Consider the following 22,215-nt stretch of genomic DNA (forward strand, 5'->3'; position numbering starts at 1 on the left):
CAATGCCCGTCACGGTAGCAGCGCGTTGGTGGGAAGGCAGTTCATCCCATTAGGTCACTTCCGCCAGGTCAGCCGCTCCAACGATCTCGTGCCATCAAGGCCGCTTCCGTTCGATTGCGCACATGCAGCTTTTGCAGGATCGCCGTCATGTAGTGTTTGACGGTCTTCTCCTGCAGGTCGAGGTCGCGGCCGACCTCCTTGTTCGAGCGGCCTTCGGCAACCAATCGGAGAATGTCTTGTTCGCGCTTGCTGAGGCTGTCGACCGGATGCGCGGGCTGGCGGTTATCGTCGCGCATCGCGTTGAGGATCTGTGCGGCGAGCGCCGGTGAGACATAGGATCTTCCGGCAGCGAGGTCGTGGACGATTCCCAGCAGTTCCCGGCCGCCCACGCCTTTGAGGACATAGCCGAGCGCGCCGGCCTTCAGGGCCTGCAAGACGTCATCATCGTTTTCCGACACCGTCAGCATCGCCACTACCGGCCTGGGGTCGAGGCCGCGGATCGATCTCAGGGCCGCCATGCCTCCGCCGCCCGGCATGGACAGATCGAGCAGGACCACGTCCGGACGCTCGCGCGCGACGATCTCGATGGCCGATTGCGCGTCATTTGCCTGTCCGACCACGTTGCAGTCCGGATCTTCGTCGAGGCAGCGGACCACGCCCTCACGGTAGAGCGGGTGGTCGTCGACGACGACAATGCGGATGCGGTCTGCCATGATCTACTCCATCTCCATGACAAGTTCGGCGCCGGGCACATCGTCGCGATTGCGCAGGACAACGGTGCCGCCAAGGCTTTCGACCCGGTCGCGCAATCCGGCCAGCCCCATGCCGTCTTCGGACCGTTCGGAACTGACGCCGGGCCCACGGTCGCGAACCGCCACACGGATGACGCCCTCTGCCAGGGCGGCGGAAAGCGATGTGTCAGAACCCTGTCCATGTCGCCAGGCATTGGTCAGTCCTTCCTGGGCGAAGCGGTAGAGGCAGATGCGCCTGGCCGGATCGAGGGGCAGGTCGGCCGGCAGCGAACAATCGATTGCGACGGCAACGCCGGTGCGGGCCATATGCGCCTCAGCCACGCTGCGCAGGATCTCGCAGGGGCTGCGGTTCTCGATATCGGGCAGGGCCAGGCCGCGGGAAATCTGGCGGATTTCACGGATCGCATCCTGCACCGACGTCATCACCGCATCGATCTCGCGCTGGGCCGCTTCACCCGGCGCCAGGGCGCGCAGGGAATCGAGACGCAGCGCGGCATATCCCATGTATTGCGCCGGGCCGTCATGCAGATCGGCGCCAATGCCGCGCAATGCGGTTTCGTTCATCGCGGTGGCCCGCGCGGCCGCCTGCTGGATGCGCAGCCGCAGTTGCGTGTTGTGGTTGGACATGGCGCGGAGGTCGGCAAGCTGGCGTGCCAGTTCGCCCTGCTGGCGCACGATGGTGCGGCTCCCCTGAAGCACGATCAGATAAAGTGCGCAGCCAATGCAGCCCAGGACGAGCACGACCGCCGTCCAGACGTTGCGCCGCGCCTCGGCGATGTCATTGGCCAGGCCGGTAGCCACCTCGTAGAACTCGGCCACGCCGATGACCTCTCCCGACCAGGCGGCGCGGATCGGACTGTAGATCTCGAGCAGTGGCAGGCCCAGCGCGGCTTCAGCGCTGTCCTCCTCGTCGTGAAGATCCTCGAAGGTCGCGATCACCTCGCCGCGAAGCGCCCGCGCAACTGCGCCGGAAAGTCCGAAGTCACGACCGATCAACGATGCATCGCTGGCTGCAACCAGGACGCCGTCACGGTTGCGCAGCTTGTAGGAAATCACCCGCTGACCCAAGGGTGTCCCCGACAGCAGCTCTGACACGGCGCGCCTGGCGCCGGGCGAGAGATCGTTTTCCTCGCTCAGCTCTTGGCCCAGCGGGGCAATGACGCTGTCCATGAAGAGGGCGGTCGCATCGGCCGTGCTGCGCACCACGGCCGCCTCGATCCTGCGGGCGGAAAACTGGCCGATGAGCGCGGCGGACAGCACCAGGACAACGCCACCGGCAAGGGCGAACCGGGTGGCGAGGGTCAGGTCTTTCGTCCAGGCGGGCAGCACCGTGCCGGGTCCTTTCGCGGCGGGATTGCCGGCGCAGTCTAGGACAGTCCTGCGCCGGCTGATACGGGCTTTGGTCGGATGAAGTGGTCCGGCCGCGCGGCCGATCAGAGGATGAAGTCCTCGGCCGTGAGCTGCGCCAGTGTAACGTCCGAAACCGCGATGATATCGCCGCCGCCCAGGTCGATCAGCACCCGGTCGAAAGAGACCTGGGTCATCGAGAGCGCCGCGAAATCGGCAACCCCGAAGGCCGATATGTCGATCAGGTCGGCGCCATCCTCAAAGTCCTTGATCACGTCGCGCACGCCATCGGCCTCGAACACGAAGACGTCGTTGCCCAGCCCGCCATTGTAGACGTCGGACCCGGCGCCGCCATTCAGCACGTCGTCGCCCTCCTGACCGTCGACCCGGTCGTTGCCGTCGCCACCCAGAACTGTGTCGTTGCCACGTCCACCGCGCACCCTGTCGTCGCCGCCATCGCCATGGACCGTATCGTCGCCGCTGTCGCCGCGGACCCGGTCGTTGCCTTCACCGCCATGCACGATGTCGTCCCCGCCATCGCCGCGCACCCGGTCGTCTCCCGAACCGCCGTCCACGGTATCGTCCCCGCCGCGCCCACGCAGCCGGTCGTCGCCGTCGAGCCCGCTGATGTCGTCGGCCAGCGCGCTCCCGTCCAGATCGTCCTCGCCCGCCCCGCCGGTGATTTCGATCGGCCCGAGATCGGCCGCTTCGCCGGTCCCGAACTCGCCCGGATCGAGGCTGAAGAGACGATCGATGTCCGCCTGCGTCGCGGGGCGCTCGAATACGGTCAGGTTGTCGGCGTCCTTGATCTCGTAGATGCCGAAGTCGATCTGCTCCTTGCGGCCATCGTTGTAGTAGATGTCGATATGGTCGGGGATATCCTCGACCTTGATGACAACGGCGTCGAGCGGCTTGACCGCGCTCTCCCAGTCCGACGCCATGTCACCCAGACGCGCGATATCCTCGGCGGTCGCCTCGTGCCGGTCGAGCCGGTCGCCCTCGGCGTTGCGGAGTTCATAAATCCCATTCTCGATCCGTTCGCGGGAACCGTCGGTAAAGCGCACCGTGATATCGCTGCCAAAAACTTCGATCCTTGCAATGTCCATCGCCGTTCTCCTGATGAGGTTGGTGCAGACTGGCTAACCTTCTGCGGTGGCGGGCACATCCTGCGCTGGTCCGGCGGTTCGCGCGCAATGGTCGGGGGCGGACCGGACCAAGGTCCGAAAACTGGCTGCCGCTGCGGATCATCCGACCTTGGTCCGATGATCATTGGCGACCATCGTCTATGATGCCAGGCAAAGAAGTCTGACGGTCGGGCGCGAAGGTCCCCTCGGGGTGGCAAAGAAGCGGAGGAAGGAGCAGCGGTAAAGGGGCCGAAAGGACGGCGATTTCACAACAGGAGACATCGAGATGTCGGATACGCACATTGCCCGGATAGCCAGGACACTCATCGCTGGCGCGGTTCTTGCCCTCGCGCCGATTGGCACCAACCTGACCAGCATTTCTGCACTTGGGGTCTCTGCGGCCCATGCCCGTGGCGGCGAGGGAGAGGGTGGCCATGGTGGTGACGACCATGGGGGTGACGACCACGGCGGCGGCGATCATGGTGGCGGGCACGGCTCGGACGACGCGGGCGGCGATGATCATGGACACCACGGGCACGGTTCGGACGACGCCGGCAGCGACGATCACGGACACCACGGGTGGGGTTCGGATGATTCCGCAGGAGAGGACCATGGGCGGCGCGGACGCGGCAGCGATGATCTTGGCCGGGGTTGAGCTGGCCCTGTAAACCAGGTTGCGAACGGCCCGGTGGCGAACCGGGCCGGCGTTTCGGAGAAGGATGGAATGAACCGACGCCGATTTCTGATGCTGTCTGCCGCACTGCCCGGGCTGTCGGCCGAGGTGATCTGGCCTGCCATGTCCTTTGCCAAGGACGGCGGCGACGATGGCGGCGGCAGCGGCTCGGGAAGCGGTGACGACGGCGGCAGCAGCGGCTCGGGCAGTGGTGATGACGGCGGCAGCAGTGGATCGGGCAGCGGTGATGACGGCGACAGCAGCGGTCACGGAAGCAGCGGTGGTGACGACAAGGATCCCTCCGGAAGCCGTTCCGGTCATCGCGATGGCCATTCGCGTGAGACCGACAGAAACGGCCGCGACAGGGGCGCCGACGACGGCCGTGCGCATGGGCCCTCCTCCGTGGATACCGTTGCGCTGTCCTACGGCGACGGCAGCCGCGAGAGCGTGGTCGAAGGGCGCTATGCGCGCCTCGACCGGAATGGCGGGGTTGCCGAAGACAGGCCCGCCACGCACGCCGACCTGGCACGTTTGGCGCATACAAATCTCGGCGGCGCTCGCCGAGGTGAGCTGCTCTTGCGCATGGACAGCAGATCCGGCGCGGTCGAGCTCGTGGATCGGCGCGGTTGGCGCGAGACGATGGATGGTGGCCGGTACTCGCTGACCGACCCGTCGGGCAGCCTGGTACGCACCCGCCAGCTTAGGCCAGACGATCTGGCGCGGGTTCGGGCGCTGCTGACGCGCTGAAGGGAACTCTGGCCGCTTCCTGCACTTTGCGAGCCGAAACCGAGGCGATTTTCTTCTGCTCCCGCCCGCACTGTTGTTGTTTGAAAATTGCCGACGGCACCAGGGACGGCGTCACCAGCCCGTCATCGTGAGACAGTGCTCTGCCCCCTGAAAACTGGACCGCTATGAAGATGGCGGCTACTCGCGCGGATCTATCGAGCGTCCGGGGCTTGTTCGGCTGCTCGAGGATGTCAGGGCGGGACGGATCGACGTAATCGTCGTCGACAAGGTAGACCGGCTGACACGGGCGCTCTCGGACTTCGCGCAGATGGCCGAGGTCTTCGATGGGGCAGGGGTCTCCTTCGTCTCTGTGACGCAGGCCTTCAACACCACCTCGTCGATGGGGCGGCTCACGCTGAACGGGCTCCTGTCCTTCGCGCAGTTCGAACGGGAGGTCACGGCGGAACGGATTCGCGACAAGTTTGGTGCCTCGAAGCCCAAGGGCATTTGGAGTGGCGGCGCGCGGCAGGAATCCCGTCGCTGGGCGAACAACAGGGCCGAAAACTCTCACCTTCCGTTCCGACGACGCGAGCGGGCGATGCTCCACTTCCGGCTTATGCGAAGTTTGCAGAAAGTCGCATCCATCCAGGCTTCGGTCGACAACCTTTTCAACCAGGAACGCAGCCTCACCTCACGAGCCGGTTTCAAGGCAAACGGCGCCGCTGCTCTCGCCGAGTGGCGCGGTCTCTGCGCTGAACGGGGGCACCGTCCTCCCGCGATGCGGAGACTGGTTCGCATTTCTCTGCCAGCCCCCACCAATCGGCTACTTGCCGGCCTGCCTTGTATGACAAGCTCCCAAGACGGGACTGTCCGACAATGGGCTACTTCCGGCTCAGCAGGGCGACCGAGGCCACCGCTGCGACCATGAACAGGATCGAGGTCAGGCTGCTGAACAGGAACCAGGGATCGCCGCCAGTCGCGGCAAAGGCCTCGCGGGCGGTCTGTTCGAGCGGGCGGGCCAGGATGAAGGCGATCACGAAGGGCAGCACGGGCACGCCGATTCGGCGGAAGAGATAGCCGACGAGACCAAAGGCGAAGGTCACCCAGATCGCGAAGAGGCTGGTTTCCTGCACGTAGATCGCCGTGAGGGTCAGCAGCAGCACCACCGGCAGCAGGATCTGGCCGGGAACGCGGGCGAGAACGCCCATCGAGCGCATGAAGCGGCCTCCGATGGTCCAGTTCAGCAGGTTGCCGATGGACATCAGGGTGAAGATGCCGAAGGCGGTGACCAGTTCCGGGTTGATCTCGGGGGCGGTGAACTTGAAGACCGCCGGTCCGGGGTTGAAACCGCCGATGCTGTCGGCGGCGAGGATCAGGAAGACGGCGGCTGCGTTGCCGGGGATCCCGAGCGACAGCACCGGGATCAGGTTGGCCCCGGAGACGGCGGAATTCGCGGCCTCGGTCGCGGCGATGCCCTCGGGCGCGCCCTTGCCGAAGGCGGGCTCGTCGTCCCTGCGCCGGGCAGCGTGACGGCGCGAGGCCAGCGAGTAGCTGAGCGTTGCGGCCAATGTCGAGCCTACTCCGGGTAATGCGCCGATGATGGTGCCGATCACGGCGGAGCGGGCGATATAGGGGGCGATGCGGCGGATATCGCCCTTCTCGAGATCGTCCCTGAGGCGGGGGCCGTCGGCGCGCGCCTCGGCGCGGGCGGCGGCCTTCTCGTGGGCCAGTTCCTCGATGCCCTTGAAGATCTCGCCCAGGATCAGCACGCCGAGGATCGCCGCAACCAGTGGGAAGCCGTCGGCCAGCCCATCGACCCCCGCCGTCAGGCGCGGGGTCAGGGCCTGGCCGGTGCCGACGAAGGCGGCGACCAGCCCCAGCCCGACCGAGAGCAGCCCGCGCCCGACCGAGCCGCCCATGACGGCGGCGACGAAGGAGATCGACAGGATCAGCAGGGCGGTCTTCTCGGGCAGGTCGAGATAGGCCTCGACCACCACGGCGAGGAAGGGCGCGCAGATGAACAGCACGATGTCCGAGAAGGTGTCGCCGGTGACCGAGGACAGCTGCGCGATCCGCAGCGCGCGGCGCGGCTGGCCGTTGCGCGCCATCGGGTGCCCGTCGAGCGTGGTCATCAGCGCGTCGGGCGTGCCGGGCATGTTGAAGAGAATGGCCGGCACCGCGCCCCCGACCGAGGCGCCCTTCATGATGCCGATGAGAAAGCCGAAGACGGGCAGCAGGGCGTCCGGCGTGAAGCCGAAGACCGAGATCAGGATCGGCAGCGAGGCCGCCATGGCCATCGGCCCCGCCAGTCCCGGTGTCGCGCCGACGGCGATTCCGGTCAGCAGCCCGCCCAGCACCATCACCGGGGCGGCGGGGATGCCGAACCCGAAGAGGGAGAAGATCTCCGGCCCCTGGAAAACGGCGAGGACGCCGAGCCAGATGTAGTTCAGCAGCTCGCTCATGTGTCACCGTTGGGGGGCAGCAGGAGGTCGGGGAAGGGCAGGTCGAAGACCGCGATCAGAGCGAAGGTGGCGAGCAGGCCGATCAGCACCGCGCGCCACGTGACGCGCCCCGCCATGTAGGACATCAGGAGTGTGACCAGCGTGGTGCCGCCGATGATGAAGCCGGTGTATTTCCACGGGATGGTGTCGCGCAGGTCGCGGTAGGTGTGATCGGTCAGCCCCGCGGCCTTGGCAAGCGTCACCAGCGCGGGCCCCGACCATCGCATCAGCAGGATCGAGAGCACGAAGATCCCGATGAACAGCAGGAGGAAGCGCAGGTTGGACGGGCTCAGCGCGGCGGAGAGACCGGCCTTGCGTTTCTCGACGATGATCAGGAGGCCCGCCAGCGCCACCACCGAGAAGCCGACGACCGGGGCCATGGCGTCTCCGATCAGGAGACGCCCGCGTTGTTTGACGATCATGCCGGTCGCGCTGTCGTTCGGGACCCAGGCCAGAATGGCCAGGAGTGCCAGGACGACGACGAGACCGCCAAGGATCAGATCGGCCTTGTTGCGCGACATGGGCGGACCTCCCTCGCGGTGGCTGGGCCGGTTCAGTTGGCGCTGGCTTTTTCGAGCAGCTCGGCGGCGTTATCGAGCAGGGTCTTCATCTTGGTGTCGAGCGCCTCGCCGGTGATGACATCCGCTCCGCCGAAGCCCTTGGCGACAAGGGCGTGGGCCTCGGTCGCGGGGTCGTTCAGCACGTCGTTGATGGCGGCGCCGAGGGCTTCGCGCGCGGCCGGGTCGAGATTGCCCGGGGCGATGAACATGAAGTAGCCGTCGAGGTAGAAAGTGCTGCCGAGATCGGTGATCGTCGGCGCATCGGGCGAATCCTTCAGCTTGGCCGGGATGCCGCTTGCGATATTGACCATTTCACCCTGCTGTACCGCCTTGGATTGCGCCCCGGCGACCCAGCCGATGTCGATGTCGCCGCCGCGCAGGCCGTTCATGACGCCCGCGCCACCCTTCACCGGCACGATGTTGAAGTCGATCCCGGCGGACTTGCCGAACAGGTAGGCGACATCGGCCTGCCGGTCGGAGGCGATGCCGAAGCGGATCGGGGTTCCGGCCTTGGCGGCCTCGGCCACCCTGTCCCAGCTGTTGAAGGCGCCGTCGGCCATGGCGACGAGGCCCAGCTCGAAGCTGGCCGTGGTGGCAAGCGGCGTGAACTTGTCGAGCTGCAGGTTCGGGTCGCCGGCGGCCAGGGCGCTGTAGGTCAGCGATTCGGAGACCACCATGCCGATCGCGGTGCCATCGGCGGGCGCCTTGGCCAGTTCTGCGGCAAGGCTCAGGCCGCTGTTGCCGGTCACCTGCTGCGGCAGGATCTTCCAGCCGTATTTCGCTTCGATTCCCTGTGCAATCAGGCGGGCCTGGGTATCGGCGCCACCGCCTGCGGCGAAGCCGATCATCATGGTGATGGGGCCCGGCGGCGCCCAGTCGCCGGCGTTCGACGCGGCAGGTGCAAGGGCAAGGGCGGCCGCGAGGGCCAGCGGCTTGAGAAAGTTATCCATCGTCTCCTCCCTGATGAATTGCCGGAGAGACTTCTCCAAAAAGGTGGACATGTCAACGAAAAAGGTTGACATGTCCACATTTTGAAATGATCCTGAACGGGGAGGACATGCAGATGACTGACGATGTCGAGGATCTCGCGCTTGACGGTGACGGCTTTGACCTGTCGCTTCTCTTGCCGTTCCAGATCACCCAGCTCAGCACCAAGCTCGCGGCGCAGGCGCGGTTGATCCTCGCGCGGCACGGCGACCTGTCGCTGCCGCAGTGGCGCATCATCCGGGTGATCGCCACCGGCCTGTCGAACCGGTCGACCTATATCCGCAAGAGTGCCGGCATCGACAAGAGCCAGTTCAGCAAGACGGTCAATGCCCTTGCCGATGCGGGCTATGTCACGACCGCGCCCTGCGGCGAGGACCAGCGCCAGTTCGAGATCCACCTGACCGGGAAGGCCATCGCCGCCCATGCGCGGCTGGCCCCCGAGCTGGATGCCCGTCAGCGCCACCTGCTGGCGGCGCTGACGCCGGAGCAGCGCGAGATGATCTTCCCGGCCATCCATGCTCTGGCCCAGGCGGCCAGCAGCATCGACTTTCTCAAGACACCCGAGTTCGAGGACTGACACCGTGGCCCGCACGCGAAACCTGCTCATCATCATGTCGGACGAACACCAGTCGCGCGCGCTCTCCTGCGCGGGCCATCCGCTGGTGAAGACGCCGAACCTCGACAAGCTCGCGGCGCGCGGCGTCCGCTTCACCAACGGTTACACGCCCTCGCCGATCTGCGTGCCGGCCCGCGCGGCCTTTGCTTCGGGGCGCTACGTTCACGACATCCGCCTATGGGACAACGCGATGCCCTATACCGGCAAGCCGCGCGGCTGGGGTCATGCGTTGCAGGATAGGGGCGTCCGGGTCGAATCGATCGGCAAGCTGCACTACCGCGATGCCGAGGATCCCGCCGGCTTCGATGTCGAACACATCCCGATGCAGGTGGTCGGCGGGCATGGCATGGTCTGGGGCTCGATCCGCCGCGAGGACGAGAGGGTGCGCAAGGAGGGCCGGATGCTGGGCCCCTACATCGGCCCGGGCGAGAGCAACTACACGCGCTACGACACAGCCGTGGTCAACCGCGCCATCGATTGGTTCGACGACGCGGCGGGCCGGCCGCAGCAGCCCTGGTGCCTCTACGTCGGCCTGGTGGCGCCGCACTTCCCGCTGATCGTGCCGCAGGAATACCTCGACCTCTACCCGGTCGACAGCCTGCCCCCGTTCAAGCTGCACACGCTCGACGGTTTCGTGAACCACCCCTGGGTGCAGAAGCAGAACTTTGCCCTGACCGGCGACGAGGGCTTCAAGGACGACGCCGAGCGCCGGATGGCAGCGGCCTGCTATTTCGCGCTCTGCAGCTTCCTGGACGACAACATCGGCAAGCTGGTGGCGGCGCTCGAGGCGAACGGGCAGCTGGAAGATACCACGATCATCTACACCTCGGACCACGGCGACAACGTCGGGGCGCGCGGACTCTGGGGCAAGTCGAACATGTACGAGGAATCGGTCGCCGTGCCGCTGATCCTGGCCGAGCCGGGCGCGACCGCCGGGATCTGCGCCACACCGGTCAGCCTGCTCGACGTGTCGCAGACCATCATCGACCATTTCGGCGCCACGCTGGAAGGCGAACGGCCGGGCCGGTCGCTCTATGACATCGCTGCCGCGCCGGAGCAGCCGGACCGGGTGATCTTCAGCGAGTATCACGCGGTTGGCGCGGTCTCGGCGGCCTACATGCTGCGCAAGGGTGACTGGAAGCTGATCCACTACCACAACTTCCGGCCCGAACTCTTCAACCTTGCCGAGGACCCGGAGGAGACCACCAACCGGGCCGAGGACCCCGCCTGCGCGCTGGTGCTGGCCGAGCTTGAGAACGAGCTGCGCAAGATCTGCGACCCGGCGGCAATGAACGATCTCGCCTTCGCCGACCAGGACGCGATGATCGAGGGCTATGGCGGCCGCGAGGTCGCGATGAACATGGGTGCGCCGGCGGCGACGCCGCCACCCGAAACCTGAGGATGACACCATGAACAAGACGGTTCGCGCCGCCCCCCTGGCGGCGCTCGAAGAATTGCGTGCGCTGCTGGGGGATCGCCTGTCCACCGGCGCTTCGATCCTCGACGAGCATGGCCGCGACGAGGCCTATACGCCGCCGCAGCGCCCGGATGCGGTGGCCTTCCCCGAAAACACCGCCGAGGTCTCGGCCATCGTGAAGATCTGTGCCCGGCACGGTCTCCCGGTGATCCCCTACGGCACCGGAACCTCGCTCGAAGGGCAGGTGGTGCCGGTGGCCGGGGGGCTGAGCCTCGACATGAGCCGGATGAACCGGGTCATCGAGGTGCACGAGAAGGATCTCGACGCCGTGGTGCAGCCCGGTGTCACGCGTACCCGGCTGAACGACGAACTGCGCGCGACGGGGTTGATGTTCACCGTCGATCCCGGTGCCGACGCCAGCATGGGCGGGATGGCCTCGACCCGCGCCTCAGGCACCAATACCGTCCGTTATGGCACGATCCGCGAGAACGTGCTGGCGCTGGAAGTCGTGCTGCCGGATGGCGAGATCATCCGCACCGGCAGCCGGGCCCGTAAATCGGCCTCGGGCTATGATCTCACCCACCTGTTCATTGGGGCCGAGGGTACGCTGGGGGTCATCACCGAGCTGACGGTCAAGCTGCACGGCCTGCCGGAAAGCACCCTGGCCGCAACCTGCGCCTTCGAGACGGTGGACGATGCGGTGGAAACGGTGATCCAGGCGATCCAGTGTGGACTGCCGATGGCGCGGATCGAGCTGTTGGATGAGGTCCAGATGCGCGGCATGAACCTGCTGCACGCCGACCTGGGCCTGGCCGAACTGCCGCATCTGTTCCTCGAATTCCACGGCAGCGAGGCCGGGGTGCAGGAGCAAGTCGCGACCTTCCGCGAGATCGCCGAGGCCTTCGGGGTGCGCAACTTCGATTTCGCGACCCGGATGGAAGACCGCAACCGCCTCTGGGCCGCGCGACACCAGGCCTATTACGCCGCCAAGGCGCTGAAGCCGGGATCGAGCGGCGTGGTCACCGACTGCTGCGTGCCGATCTCGGAACTGGCGCGCTGCATCGGGCGGACCAAGCAGGCAATCGCGATGTCGGGCCTCGTCGCACCGCTGGTCGGGCATGTCGGCGACGGCAACTTTCACCTCGTGATCCTGGTCGATCCGGATGACGAGGCCGAGATGACACGGGCGCGCGAACTGGCCTCGTCGATCAACCGCATCGCCTTGTCGCTGGGCGGGACGGTTACTGGCGAGCACGGCGTCGGCACCGGCAAGAAGAAATACATGCCGGCCGAACATGGCGCGGCCTACAGTCTGATGGCCTGTCTCAAGGCGGCGGTCGACCCGTTGAACGTGATGAACCCGGGGAAGCTGGTCTAGATCGGTTCAGGATGTCGTCATACCAAGAACTTGCAGCTGTCCTTATCCGCCCATCAGGCAGTGTCAGAGGAACTTGGCTTGAGGCGGAGCGGCTGATCGCCAAGTAGCTTGCCGCTGTCTGAAACGCAGGGTGGAGAACTCACACCAATCATTGTGACCAAGCGAGCGGGCGATGCTCCGCATCCATCCATGCTTCGGTCCACAACCTTTTCAACCAGGAACGCAGCCTCACCTCACGAACCGGTTTCAAGGCAAGCCGCGCCGCCGCTCTCGCGAGTGGCGCGGTCTCTGCGCTGAAGTGGGACGCCGGCCTCCCGCGATGCGGAGACTGGGTCGCATTCGTCTGCCAGCACCGAAACACTGATCGACAGGGCAATCGGCGCGATTTGTCCGCCGGAGCTGCAGGTCCAGCCCACGAAACTCGAAATCGTGTTCCGGGAAAATCGTCCTTGGGGTCAGGATGAACCGCCCCACCTGCGAACCTGTTGGCCGCGTGCCTCAGGCCCCTCGGCCATCTGTCTTGCCGCTGGTCTCCTCTTCCCGCTTTGACGATCGATGAGCCTGAAGCCTAGATCGCTCTGGCCTCGCGGAAGCGGACAAGATCCAGGTCATTGAAACCGGCAACACGCAGGACTGCCTCGGTATCCGCGCCAAGCTGAGGTGGGGGAGACTTCGGAGGGTTTGATGAACCATCGGCCTTGAAGCCCATGGCCGGAACCATCACGGGCGCGTCATGTCCCTCGACATGTATCGCCCCCGTCAAACCGCGCGCGGCAATCTGGGGTTCGGCCAGGATTTCGTCCAACCCGCGCACGCGCCCTGCCGGAACCTGGACGCAGGAGAGGATCTCCTCCCATTCGGTCGCGGAGCGGTTCTTGAAGGTTTCGATTAGTGTTTCGCGCAGCGCCGGAAAGTTGCTCTTGCGGATCTCGGGATCGCTCCAGCGCGGATCGGACAGGATATCGGACCGGCCGATGGCCGGGCACAGACGGCGGAACTGTGACTCGTTGTTCGCCGCCAGCATCAGCACCCCGTCCGAGGTCTGGAAAGCGCCTGAGGATGGGCTCTGACTCCATGCCTCATTGCCGGTCTGCACCGGCTTCCAGTCCGACGAAAGCACGTTGGTCACCAGCGATGCCATCAGCATCAGGGCGGTATCGAGCATCGCAACATCGATCCGCACCGCCTGTCCCGTGCGCCTCACCTCCATGATCGCGCCCAGGGTGGCCATCGCGGCGTTCATCCCCGTTGCGTAGTCGACGTAAGGAGAGCCGACCTTGGTCGGTCCTGCCCCCGGGGCGCCGGTGGTCAACATGATGCCGCACATGCCTTGAATGACGTGGTCATAGGCCGGTCGCGGACTCATCGGGCCATCCTGTCCGAAGGCCGAGATCGAGACGTAGGCAAGCTTCGGGTTCACTGCCTTCAAAGCGTCGTAGCCCAGCCCCAGTCGCTCGGCGACGCCCGGTTTGAAATTCTCCAGGAACACGTCGGAGGTGGCGACAAGACGCTTCACGATCTCGATGCCCTCGGGGGTCTTCAGGTCGACCGCCACGCTCTTCTTGTCTGCGTTCTGGACCAGGTAGGACAGGCCCATCCGCTGTTCCGTCAATTTGGGTATACCCTGGCCGATCCGCGTCCAGTCGCCTTCGCCCGGCTTCTCGATCTTCAGAACCTCGGCCCCCATGAGCGCGAGCAGGTAGGTGGCGTAGGGTCCGGCAAGAACCTGGCTCAGGTCAACAACGCGCACGCCAGCGAGGGGCTGGAACATCTCAGTTCTCCTTGAATTGGATTTGTCGGGGCGGCCCAGACCGCCCCTTGCCGGGAAGCCTTACTGGGGCTCCACGCCGGCACTCTTGTAGATCTCGCCATTCTTGGCGAAGGTGGCTTCCATCTCGGCCTTGGCAGCGGCTGCATCCATGTAAATGATCGGAATGTTCGCGGCCGCGACGATCTTCTGGAAACTCTCGTCGGTCTCACATTTGGCTAGCGCCGCCGAAAGCTTGGCCATGATCGCCGGATCCGTTCCCTTTGGCGCCATGATCCCGGCGCGCGTGTCCATCGCGAGCGAATAGCCGAAGTCGTCGATCGACTTGACCTCCGGGGCGTTCGAGTGGCGGAACGTGGTGAGCGTCGCCAGCATCTTGATCTGGTCCGGGTATTTGGCGTGAATGCCGCCGGAGAGCGCCATCACGACCTGGTGGCCCAGGATCGCATTGATCATCTCGCCGCCCGAGTTCAGCGGCACGATATTCGCCTTCAGATCGTTCTTCTTGGCGATTTCGTTCATGTACATCCGCGCCTCGGGGCTGAGCGCGCCATAGGCGAAGTTGGGATTCTCCTTGGCCCAGGCGACGAACTCGGCGAGGTCGTTGTAAGGCGCGTCGGCCGGAGCGACGAGGCCGCCCTGATAGGCGGTGATGAAGCCGCCCCATTCGAAATCATCGGGTTTGAAGTCTACCCGCTTCATGAGGAAGGGCGCTGAATTCACGACGCTGTTCGCGTGGAACATGATCGTGTAACCGTCATTCGGGCTCTCCTGAAGCTTCTTCGCCGACACGACCCCGCCGGCACCCGGCACGTTGACGACGTTGATCGGCTGTCCCAGTTCCTGACTGAGCACCTGCGCCGCGCCGCGGGCAACAAGGTCGGTCTGACCCCCGGCATTGTATCCGACAAGCATGGTGATCGGCTTGTTCGGATAATCCTGGGCTAGGGCTGGCAATGCGGCGAGCCCCGTCGCGGCAACGGCCAAGGCCAATAAGGCGCGTCTCTTCAGTGTCATTAGATCTCTCCTCCCTGGTTCAGACTTTTGGTGGTCGCAACCCCCGGTGCTTCGGGCTGGTTCCTACGCGAGCGTGCCATGAGCACGAGCGTGACAAGCGTGATGACGATGAATACGGCGGCGATCGGATGCTGGAGCAGGCGCGTCGGATCGTGGTTGAGCAGCTGGAGCGACTGACGGAATGTGAGCTCGACCTGTGGACCGATGACGAAACCGATCAGGAAGGTCACGAAGGAATAGTCGAACTTCTTCGCGAAAAACCCGATCAGGGCGAAGATCAGCATGATGTAGATCGAAAAGAGGCTCGACGTTTCCATATAGGCGCCGACGCAGCAGAGAAGCAGGACGCCGGGAATGATGAGCCGGATCGGAAAGCGCGCGATCCGGGCAAAGATCGGCTGGCCGAGCGATCCCACGACGAGCATGGCCAGGCTTGCGCAGAGCATGGAGGCGTAGACTGCCGCGACCATCGTGGGATTTTCCTTGAACATCAGCGGGCCCGGGGTCAGCCCGTGCAGCACGAAAGCCGCGATGAGTATGGCCGCTATCACGCTGCCGGGGATGCCGAGCGCGAAGAGTGGCACGAGACTGGAAGGGATGACGGCATTGTCGGCGCTTTCGGCCGCTGCGACACCCTCGATGCGCCCGGTCCCGAATTCCTCCGGCCGGTCGGCGGCGCGACGGGCCGCCCCGTATGACAGGAAGGACGCGACCGAAGCGCCGAGTCCCGGAAGGATGCCGATGACGGTGCCGATGAAGGTGCCACGAATGATTGGCATCGCGCAGACCTTCCAGTCCTCCAGCGAGAGGTTGCGGTCCTCGCGTCGGTTCGACTTTCCGATTTCGGCCGTCTCCGCGTCGAGTTTGCGGATGTTGCCGGCCTGAACGATCATCTCGGCCACGGCGAGCATCCCGATGGCCATCGGCACAAGCTTCACACCGTCGTCGAGCTCGAGCATTCCGAACGTGAGCCGGGGAATGAAGGTCTCGATTTCAAGTCCGACGGTGGAAAAGGCAATGCCGAGACAGCCGGCAATCAGTCCCTTGATGAGCGACTTGCCTGACAGCCCGCCGATGAAGGTCAGCGAAAAGACGAGAATTGCGCAAAGTTCGACCGGCCCTATCAGCAGCGCATAGGAGGCAAGCGGCGCCGCCAGTCCGATCAGGACGATGGTCGAGAGCAAGTCACCGATGACAGAGGCGTAAAGCCCCATCTTCAGGGCCTTCCCGGCCTTCCCCTGCCGGGCCAGCGGATATCCGTCGAGCGCGGTTGGGGCCGAAGACGGTTCGCCCGGCGTGTTCAAGAGGATCGCCGATACCGCTCCACCGGCGGTAGAGCCCTTGGCGATGCCGATCAGCATCGCGATGGCTGCGACCGGATGAAGATAGAAGGTCAAAGGGATCGACACGGCAACTCCGGTGGCCTTTCCCAGCCCCGGAAGCACACCCAGGATGTAGCCGACCGTGACGCCGGTCACGATCCAGAACATCGTCGAAAACGTGAAGACTTCGGCAAATCCGCCGATCAGGGCTTGCATCACGACCTCACAGGATTGCCGTGCCCAGGACACGATAGAACAGCACCCAGACTCCGGCGAGCAAGGCTATCGGCATGAGGACCAGCACGAGGGGCCGGCGTTCACCGAGCGCCAGCAGGCTGCCGAGAACGATAGCCAGCCCTGCCCAGAGTGGCCCCGCGAAGTAGAACAGTACGAGTGCCAACGCGAACACGCTGCCGATCTTCAGCAGGGCGATGTATTCGGACCGCGATACCGGCGAGCCCTCGCCGTCATCGGGCAGCATCAGGTTGCGCACGACCAGCATGACCGAGAGCGCGGTCATCAGTCCCATAATCATCTGTGGCACCAGGCGCGGCGACATCATGCCCGCCGGACCTTCCTCGATCTGGGCCGGGATGACGAAAAGGATCATCGCCAGCCCAAGCAGGGCCAGAAAGCCGCCGGAATAAATATTTGCTCGTCGCACTGCACCCTCCCAAGTGCCCCCGGCCTCCTTACCAGGGCGTCCCCACTGCGTTCTGCGGGGCCTTGCGTGACGGTAGTCGCTGGCTGCATGATAGATAAAGTCGAAATAATCTCTAATGTGATAGGTTTTTCTGATGTCATTTCCCGTCGACAGGCTCCGTCTGCGCCACCTGCGACTTCTTGAACTGCTCGAGCAGAACCCCTCGCTGCGCGCCGTGGCCGAGAAGATGAATCTCAGCCAACCCGCTGTTTCCCAGATGGTTAAGGACTTGGAAAATGTCCTGGGTGCAGAACTGATCGACCGCTCTGTGCGGGGCATCACCCTGAACGAGGCCGGACGGCTTGCGTTGATCCGCAGCCGGCCGAGCCTTGCGTTCATTGACAAGTTGCGGAGCGAGATAGAGGACCGTGCGCAGCCGGTTCTCAGGATAGGCACGAACCCTGCGGTGCTGATGCATCTGATGCCACGCGCGGTGGACCACCTGCTCAGCTCTGGTGAGTCGATCCGCCACGTCATCCGCTCCGGCCTCGTGCGCGAAATGGTAAACGATCTCGTGGCCGGCGAAATCGACTGCTACATTGGCCGCGTCGATTGGCTCAAGGTCGACCGTGATGCCGCCGACCTGCTCATCTGCAATCCCCTGAATGTCACACCGCTTACGGTGGCTTGTGCCGCCGATCATCCATTGACCAGGTGCCAAGTCGTCAGACCCTTGGACCTGCTCGCATACCCTTGGGCCACTTCCGGCGGAGAATCCTCGAACTGGGCGGCAGTCGGTCGCGCATTTGGATACCACGGCCTGCGCGCACCCAGGCCTTTGATTGAAACGGATCTTATTGGAATGCTGGGCTTTGCCGCCGGTACCGAATGTTTGGTTTGCGTCCCAATGTCGGCGCTGTTCGACCAGGTCCGCGTCGGGCTGGTGGCGGAACTCATGGTCGAGGACTTCCACCTCGAACCGGCGCAAGTGGATTTCGTGACGCTCGTTCCGCCTTCGGCCGGATCTCAGACGGAAAAGCTTCTGAATGCCCTGCGCAAAGTATCGCTCGACACCGACGTGCCCTGGAAACCGCTCAGCCGCTGAACTCCCAGTGCCTTTGGACCGGTCGCGCCTGTGTTTTCGGCCCTTTCGGGACAGGTTCAAGGAAAGAAGGTTGGAGCCCGGTACAGTGGTTCGGGGCGATTGCGCAGCATCGCGGAATGACGAATGACGGCCCATTCAAATGAACCTCTACCGCCCGGCAAGTCAAAACCGTACCGGACGCCGTCGCAGCAGGACAGGGATCGTTGCGTTCAGGCGGATGCAGTCATGTCTCCGAAAGCGCTGCGGGTCAGGAGGCCATATGCGAAGACTGTCCGTCGTCAGCCGCATCCTGCCGCTCGCCTGGCTCGCACCGGACATTGCCGCCGCAATCCTGGCCGGACATCAGCCCGCCGAGCTGTCGGCCAAACGGCTGAGAGACCTGCCGGACCTCCCCCTGGACCGGGCCACGGAACGCCGCGTCCTGGGATTCCCGGCCCGCTGACACCCCTCCGGGAATAGCCCAAGACCTCACGCGAAATCGGGCCACAGAGCCTTTTGCCCGAAACGGCCGAAACCCCGCCCGACAGAGACGTCTCTGCACGAAATCCACAGCAGAAATGTCCGGTAACTCTCTGAAAAGTCGAGCACTCTCCCCTGAAGGGATATCTGCCGAAAATGGAGGGGGTGGATGGTGGTGGTCACAGTCCTGGCCGAACGCGTCTCTGGTCTGAAATTCCCTGTAAACAGGGAAGATACAGGGAAAACGACCGACTTTGGCCGAAATCCTCGGATTTTTCCCATGCTTTTGTGCATCTTTTCAGATGGTTGGGTGAGAAATTCCCTGCGGTGCCGATCAGGGAAATAATTCGGATGGATCAGGGAAAATTTTACCCGATTACGAGGCAGAACAGGGAAGCCCTATTGCCTGAACAATTCCCGGTCTGCTACGTCGTCCGCACCGCATCTGGTGGGGCATTCGGTCACACGCACAACATACCTTGTTCCTGGCGACCCTGTGGTGTAGGGTACGTGGCATAGATGATGACGTCCGCTGGGTGACGGCAGGCCATGCGAGGCAGATAGCCTTTGGGTCGAACCCTGACAGATGACGACGAGCGCAATGCTCGAACCGATGAAGACCAGATCGATGCGCGCGCCGGCGTCAAGGCGACCTCACCCCAACATGGGCTGCGGCACGGATCGTCATCTGGCTTTCTCTTTCTGACCACCTGACGTGACGGCCGGGCTCCTTACCTGGAGGCCAGGATATGGTCAGTTCAATCACCCATCAGCGCATCGAAGCGCTCACCCCCTGGTCCGGCAATGCCCGGACCCATTCGAAGAAACAGTTGTGCCAGATTGCGGCCAGCATTGAGACCTTTGGCTTTACCAACCCGGTTCTGATCGATGAGCGGGGACATATCCTCGCCGGGCACGGCCGGGTCGCGGCAGCCAAGTCGCTCGGTCTGACCGAGGTGCCATGCCTGCGGCTCGATCACATGACACCGGAACAGAAGCGGGCCTATGTCATCGCCGACAACCGCCTGGCTGAGAACGCCGGCTGGGACCGGGACCTGCTGGCAATCGAGCTTGGCGCTCTCGCGGGGGCGGATCTCGACTTCGATCTCGGCGTCATCGGCTTCGACGCCGGCGAGATCGATCTCATCATCGAGGCTGCGGCGCCCGCACAGCCCGGTGCGCCGGAGGATGACCGGATCCCGACGCTCGAAGAGATGGCCATCACCCGGTCAGGCGACCTCTGGCAGCTTGGACCGCATCACCTGCTCTGTGGTGATGCGCGGGACGCTGACAGCTATGCTGATCTGATGGACGGCGAGACAGCCCAGATGGTCTTCTGCGATCCGCCCTACAACGTTCCTGTGCATGGTCATGTCTGCGGCAGCGGCGCGATCCGCCATCGCGAGTTCGCCATGGCCTCGGGCGAGATGGACCGGGCCCAGTTCACCGCCTTCCTCACCGAGGTGTTCACCCGGCTGGTCGCGGTGTCACAAGACGGCGCGATCCACTTCCACTGCATGGACTGGCGCCACATGGGCGAGATGCTGGCCGCGGGCGAGGCAGTCTACACCGAACTCAAGAACTTGATCGTCTGGGCCAAGGACAATGGCGGCATGGGCAGCTTCTACCGCTCGCGACACGAGCTGATCTTCGCCTTCAAGCAGGGCAGGGCGCCGCACATCAACACCTTCGGCCTGGGGCAGGGCGGGCGCTACCGCACCAATGTCTGGGAGTATCGCGGGGTGAACTCCGGTGGGGCCAATCGACGCGAGGAACTTGCCCTGCATCCGACGGTCAAGCCGGTGGCGATGATTGCGGATGCCATTCGGGATTGCTCGCAGAGGGGCGGTATCGTGCTCGACTCCTTCGGCGGCTCTGGCTCGACCCTGATCGCGGCGGAGAAGACCGGCCGCAGGGCCCGGCTGATCGAGATCGATCCTCTATATGTCGACCGGACGATCCGCCGCTGGCAGGCGCTGTCCAAGGATGACGCGGTTCTGGTCGCCACGGGCGAAAGCTTCGCCGAACGCGAGCGCAGGACTCAGGGCCAGGGTCCAACGCCATCGTCCATGCCGGCCTCCAACACTACGAAAGGGGAGGTGGCGTGATGACCGACAAGATGGACGACGACGGGAACTACGAGGTCGGCTATCGCAAGCCGCCGAAGGCAAGCCGTTTCAAGCCGGGCCAGTCCGGCAATCCACGGGGACGGCCGAAGAATGCGCAGAACGTCGGCAAGCTGCTGGCGGCTGCACTGGCCCAGCGGATCACCATCCGCGAGGGTGAGCGCACCGCCGAGGTCAGCAAACGCGAAGCGCTGATCGTGGCGCTGCTCAACCGTGCGATCAAGGGGGACGGTCGGGCCACCGCCCAGGTGCTGGGGCTGATACAGGATCAGGACCGCGGTGAAGCGGAAACTAGGCAGGAAGGGGTCACGATCAATGTCATCGATCGATTTGACGATTCCGAATGACTGGACGCCCCGGCCGCACCAACAGGCGCTCTATCGGCAGTTCGGTCACGGCAAGCCCTGCACCCGCGCTTGCGTGGTCTGGCATCGCCGGGCGGGCAAGGACAGTGTCGCGCTGAACCTCACGGCGCGGGACATGTTCAAGCGGGTCGGGTCCTACTGGCATCTGTTCCCGGAGCAGGCGCAGGCGCGCCGGGCGATCTGGAATGGTGTGGACGGGCAGGGGCGGCGGATCATCGACCAGGTCTTCCCGCCGCCCCTGCGCCGGCGCATCAGCGCGCAGGAGATGCTGATCGAGACGGTGAACGGATCGGTCTGGCAGATGGGCGGGTCGGACAATTACGACAGCCTGGTCGGGTCCAACCCGGTGGGCGTAGTGTTCTCCGAATGGGCGCTGGCCAAGCCGGAGGCCTGGGACTACATCCGGCCGATCCTCGTCGAGAACGATGGCTGGGCGCTGTTCATCTTTACGCCGCGCGGACGCAACCATGCCTATGGGACCTGGATGCAGGCGCTCGAGTCCGATGCCTGGTTCTGCGAGCGGCTGACGGTCGACGACACAGGTCTCATCCAGCCCGAGCAGATCGAAGGCGAGAGACAGACCGGAATGTCGGAGGGCAAGATCCGCCAAGAGTACCACTGCAGCTTCGAGGCCGAGAACGATGACCAGCTGATTCCCTACGCTCTGGTCGAGGCGGCGATGCGGCGGGAGCGCCCGCCGCAGCCCTTCGGCGAGAAGGTGATCGGCGTCGATGTCGCCCGCTTCGGCGACGACAAATCGGTGATCTGGTTCCGGCAGGGACGTGACGGGGCGCCTGTCCCGCACGAGCGTCATTCCGACCTGGATACCATGGAACTGGCGGCGCGGGTGGCCCGCTGGATCCAGCGCTGGCAACCGGACGCGGTCTTCGTTGACGATGGCGGTGTCGGCGGCGGCGTGGTCGACCGTCTGCACCAGTTGAACTTCCGCCAGGTGCGCGGGGTCAACTTCGGTGCCCGCTCGGACGCCCCGCGCACCGGCGAGCGCGCCGCCAACAAACGTACCGAGATGTGGCTCTCGGCCCGCGCCTGGCTCGCGGGTGGTCATCTCCCGAAGCTGGACCGTCTCGCCGCCGAACTTTGCGCGCCGATGTATCGCTTCGACTCTAGCAACGCCCTCATCCTCGAGCGCAAGGAGGACATGAAGAAGCGCGGGATTCCCTCTCCCGACACTGCCGACGCTTTTGCCCTCACCTTCGCCTATCCCGTCCAGGCCTGGGAAGACGACGAGGACGACGACGGGGACGACGGGTTCAGATACGGGAGGAACAGAACGACGGGGTATTGAAACTCAACATAAAGTTGTGGCAC

At 64.7% G+C, this 22,215-nt stretch carries 20 protein-coding genes and 2 pseudogenes; 12 read left to right on the forward strand and 10 right to left on the reverse strand.

Annotated elements, in window-relative coordinates; genetic code table 11:
• Nucleotides 1-68 precede the first annotated feature (68 nt).
• The 3 genes from IE266_RS23460 to IE266_RS23470 all read right to left on the reverse strand — a co-directional run bounded on the left by IE266_RS23460 (nucleotide 69) and on the right by IE266_RS23470 (nucleotide 3,205).
• Entirely contained in the window at nucleotides 69-713 is a 645-nt protein-coding gene (locus IE266_RS23460; RefSeq protein ID WP_189682572.1) for a response regulator, read from the reverse strand.
• A gap of 3 nt (nucleotides 714-716) precedes the next feature.
• Nucleotides 717-2,012, reverse strand: a complete 1,296-nt coding sequence (locus tag IE266_RS23465; protein WP_189682573.1) for a sensor histidine kinase — start codon at nucleotides 2,010-2,012, stop codon at nucleotides 717-719.
• A 173-nt stretch (nucleotides 2,013-2,185) separates the two neighbouring features.
• Nucleotides 2,186-3,205, reverse strand: a complete 1,020-nt coding sequence (locus IE266_RS23470) for a calcium-binding protein (RefSeq protein ID WP_229864425.1) — start codon at nucleotides 3,203-3,205, stop codon at nucleotides 2,186-2,188.
• A 452-nt stretch (nucleotides 3,206-3,657) separates the two neighbouring features.
• On the opposite strand from IE266_RS23470, the gene IE266_RS23475 reads away from it, so the two are divergent.
• The 3 genes and pseudogenes from IE266_RS23475 to IE266_RS23485 form a co-directional block, all read left to right on the forward strand.
• Nucleotides 3,658-3,891, forward strand: coding sequence for a hypothetical protein (locus IE266_RS23475; RefSeq protein ID WP_189682574.1), 234 nt, complete (start codon nucleotides 3,658-3,660; stop codon nucleotides 3,889-3,891).
• Between the two features lie 56 nt (nucleotides 3,892-3,947).
• Nucleotides 3,948-4,643, forward strand: coding sequence for a hypothetical protein (locus IE266_RS23480; protein ID WP_189682575.1), 696 nt, complete (start codon nucleotides 3,948-3,950; stop codon nucleotides 4,641-4,643).
• A 163-nt stretch (nucleotides 4,644-4,806) separates the two neighbouring features.
• Nucleotides 4,807-5,376 (forward strand): annotated as a pseudogene (locus tag IE266_RS23485) (recombinase family protein); the annotation flags it as partial.
• Nucleotides 5,377-5,503: 127 nt separating this feature from the next.
• Here the strand turns inward: IE266_RS23485 and IE266_RS23490 are convergent.
• The 3 genes from IE266_RS23490 to IE266_RS23500 are packed head-to-tail and all read right to left on the reverse strand — an operon-like array spanning nucleotide 5,504 to nucleotide 8,633.
• Nucleotides 5,504-7,084 (reverse strand): tripartite tricarboxylate transporter permease, encoded by a 1,581-nt coding sequence (locus IE266_RS23490; RefSeq protein WP_189682576.1) that lies wholly within the window; start codon nucleotides 7,082-7,084, stop codon nucleotides 5,504-5,506.
• On the reverse strand, nucleotides 7,081-7,644 hold the full coding sequence (locus tag IE266_RS23495; protein WP_189682577.1) for a hypothetical protein: 564 nt from the start codon (nucleotides 7,642-7,644) through the stop codon (nucleotides 7,081-7,083). The genes IE266_RS23490 and IE266_RS23495 overlap by 4 nt, the downstream gene beginning before the upstream one ends.
• Before the next feature lie 32 nt (nucleotides 7,645-7,676).
• A complete protein-coding gene (locus tag IE266_RS23500; RefSeq protein WP_189682578.1) occupies nucleotides 7,677-8,633 on the reverse strand; it encodes a tripartite tricarboxylate transporter substrate-binding protein in 957 nt (318 codons plus the stop codon).
• Between the two features lie 113 nt (nucleotides 8,634-8,746).
• Between IE266_RS23500 and IE266_RS23505 the strand changes: the two genes are divergently transcribed.
• From IE266_RS23505 to IE266_RS27345, 4 genes and pseudogenes are all read left to right on the forward strand, one after another.
• Nucleotides 8,747-9,247, forward strand: a complete 501-nt coding sequence (locus IE266_RS23505; protein ID WP_229864426.1) for a MarR family winged helix-turn-helix transcriptional regulator — start codon at nucleotides 8,747-8,749, stop codon at nucleotides 9,245-9,247.
• Nucleotides 9,248-9,251: 4 nt separating this feature from the next.
• The gene (locus IE266_RS23510) at nucleotides 9,252-10,685 is read left to right on the forward strand and encodes a sulfatase family protein (RefSeq protein ID WP_189682580.1); all 1,434 of its coding nucleotides are present in this window, start codon (nucleotides 9,252-9,254) and stop codon (nucleotides 10,683-10,685) included.
• A gap of 10 nt (nucleotides 10,686-10,695) precedes the next feature.
• Nucleotides 10,696-12,081, forward strand: coding sequence for an FAD-binding oxidoreductase (locus IE266_RS23515; RefSeq protein WP_189682581.1), 1,386 nt, complete (start codon nucleotides 10,696-10,698; stop codon nucleotides 12,079-12,081).
• Between the two features lie 85 nt (nucleotides 12,082-12,166).
• A pseudogene (locus IE266_RS27345) lies at nucleotides 12,167-12,370 on the forward strand (IS6 family transposase); the annotation flags it as partial.
• 279 nt (nucleotides 12,371-12,649) lie between these two features.
• Here the strand turns inward: IE266_RS27345 and IE266_RS23520 are convergent.
• From IE266_RS23520 to IE266_RS23535, 4 genes are read right to left on the reverse strand one after another with little or no spacing between them, the layout of a single operon-like run.
• Complete coding sequence (locus IE266_RS23520) at nucleotides 12,650-13,852, reverse strand: CaiB/BaiF CoA transferase family protein (protein ID WP_189682582.1); 1,203 nt, start codon at nucleotides 13,850-13,852, stop codon at nucleotides 12,650-12,652.
• Between the two features lie 60 nt (nucleotides 13,853-13,912).
• Nucleotides 13,913-14,866, reverse strand: coding sequence for a tripartite tricarboxylate transporter substrate binding protein (locus tag IE266_RS23525; RefSeq protein ID WP_189682583.1), 954 nt, complete (start codon nucleotides 14,864-14,866; stop codon nucleotides 13,913-13,915).
• The gene (locus tag IE266_RS23530) at nucleotides 14,866-16,437 is read right to left on the reverse strand and encodes a tripartite tricarboxylate transporter permease (RefSeq protein ID WP_229864430.1); all 1,572 of its coding nucleotides are present in this window, start codon (nucleotides 16,435-16,437) and stop codon (nucleotides 14,866-14,868) included. The genes IE266_RS23525 and IE266_RS23530 overlap by 1 nt, the downstream gene beginning before the upstream one ends.
• Nucleotides 16,412-16,852, reverse strand: coding sequence for a tripartite tricarboxylate transporter TctB family protein (locus IE266_RS23535; protein ID WP_189682584.1), 441 nt, complete (start codon nucleotides 16,850-16,852; stop codon nucleotides 16,412-16,414). Before IE266_RS23535 ends, IE266_RS23530 begins: the two co-directional genes overlap by 26 nt.
• A 133-nt stretch (nucleotides 16,853-16,985) precedes the next feature.
• Between IE266_RS23535 and IE266_RS23540 the strand changes: the two genes are divergently transcribed.
• The 5 genes from IE266_RS23540 (at nucleotide 16,986) to IE266_RS23560 (ending at nucleotide 22,192) form a co-directional block, all read left to right on the forward strand.
• Nucleotides 16,986-17,936 (forward strand): LysR family transcriptional regulator, encoded by a 951-nt coding sequence (locus IE266_RS23540; protein ID WP_189682585.1) that lies wholly within the window; start codon nucleotides 16,986-16,988, stop codon nucleotides 17,934-17,936.
• 259 nt (nucleotides 17,937-18,195) lie between these two features.
• Entirely contained in the window at nucleotides 18,196-18,378 is a 183-nt protein-coding gene (locus tag IE266_RS23545; protein ID WP_189682586.1) for a hypothetical protein, read from the forward strand.
• Nucleotides 18,379-19,144: 766 nt separating this feature from the next.
• Nucleotides 19,145-20,503, forward strand: coding sequence for a site-specific DNA-methyltransferase (locus IE266_RS23550; RefSeq protein WP_189682587.1), 1,359 nt, complete (start codon nucleotides 19,145-19,147; stop codon nucleotides 20,501-20,503).
• Nucleotides 20,503-20,868: a DUF5681 domain-containing protein gene (locus IE266_RS23555; RefSeq protein WP_189682588.1), complete on the forward strand. Its 366-nt coding sequence runs from the start codon at nucleotides 20,503-20,505 to the stop codon at nucleotides 20,866-20,868. The genes IE266_RS23550 and IE266_RS23555 overlap by 1 nt, the downstream gene beginning before the upstream one ends.
• Complete coding sequence (locus tag IE266_RS23560; protein WP_189682589.1) at nucleotides 20,837-22,192, forward strand: hypothetical protein; 1,356 nt, start codon at nucleotides 20,837-20,839, stop codon at nucleotides 22,190-22,192. Before IE266_RS23555 ends, IE266_RS23560 begins: the two co-directional genes overlap by 32 nt.
• Nucleotides 22,193-22,215 lie beyond the last annotated feature (23 nt).

This window comes from Seohaeicola zhoushanensis, assembly GCF_014656415.1.
Classification (GTDB): Bacteria; Pseudomonadota; Alphaproteobacteria; order Rhodobacterales; family Rhodobacteraceae; genus Seohaeicola_A; species Seohaeicola_A zhoushanensis.

What these genes read in the sequence shown, in the direction of transcription:
- IE266_RS23460 (WP_189682572.1), bottom strand. Translation starts at nt 713, where the DNA reads ATGGCAGACCGCATCCGCATTGTCGTCGTCGACGACCACCCGCTCTAC.
- IE266_RS23470 (WP_229864425.1), bottom strand. Translation starts at nt 3,205, where the DNA reads ATGGACATTGCAAGGATCGAAGTTTTTGGCAGCGATATCACGGTGCGC.
- IE266_RS23475 (WP_189682574.1), top strand. Translation starts at nt 3,658, where the DNA reads ATGGTGGTGACGACCATGGGGGTGACGACCACGGCGGCGGCGATCATG.
- IE266_RS23480 (WP_189682575.1), top strand. Translation starts at nt 3,948, where the DNA reads ATGAACCGACGCCGATTTCTGATGCTGTCTGCCGCACTGCCCGGGCTG.
- IE266_RS23490 (WP_189682576.1), bottom strand. Translation starts at nt 7,084, where the DNA reads ATGAGCGAGCTGCTGAACTACATCTGGCTCGGCGTCCTCGCCGTTTTC.
- IE266_RS23495 (WP_189682577.1), bottom strand. Translation starts at nt 7,644, where the DNA reads ATGTCGCGCAACAAGGCCGATCTGATCCTTGGCGGTCTCGTCGTCGTC.
- IE266_RS23500 (WP_189682578.1), bottom strand. Translation starts at nt 8,633, where the DNA reads ATGGATAACTTTCTCAAGCCGCTGGCCCTCGCGGCCGCCCTTGCCCTT.
- IE266_RS23505 (WP_229864426.1), top strand. Translation starts at nt 8,747, where the DNA reads ATGACTGACGATGTCGAGGATCTCGCGCTTGACGGTGACGGCTTTGAC.
- IE266_RS23515 (WP_189682581.1), top strand. Translation starts at nt 10,696, where the DNA reads ATGAACAAGACGGTTCGCGCCGCCCCCCTGGCGGCGCTCGAAGAATTG.
- IE266_RS23520 (WP_189682582.1), bottom strand. Translation starts at nt 13,852, where the DNA reads ATGTTCCAGCCCCTCGCTGGCGTGCGCGTTGTTGACCTGAGCCAGGTT.
- IE266_RS23525 (WP_189682583.1), bottom strand. Translation starts at nt 14,866, where the DNA reads ATGACACTGAAGAGACGCGCCTTATTGGCCTTGGCCGTTGCCGCGACG.
- IE266_RS23540 (WP_189682585.1), top strand. Translation starts at nt 16,986, where the DNA reads ATGTCATTTCCCGTCGACAGGCTCCGTCTGCGCCACCTGCGACTTCTT.
- IE266_RS23545 (WP_189682586.1), top strand. Translation starts at nt 18,196, where the DNA reads ATGCGAAGACTGTCCGTCGTCAGCCGCATCCTGCCGCTCGCCTGGCTC.
- IE266_RS23550 (WP_189682587.1), top strand. Translation starts at nt 19,145, where the DNA reads ATGGTCAGTTCAATCACCCATCAGCGCATCGAAGCGCTCACCCCCTGG.
- IE266_RS23555 (WP_189682588.1), top strand. Translation starts at nt 20,503, where the DNA reads ATGACCGACAAGATGGACGACGACGGGAACTACGAGGTCGGCTATCGC.
- IE266_RS23560 (WP_189682589.1), top strand. Translation starts at nt 20,837, where the DNA reads ATGTCATCGATCGATTTGACGATTCCGAATGACTGGACGCCCCGGCCG.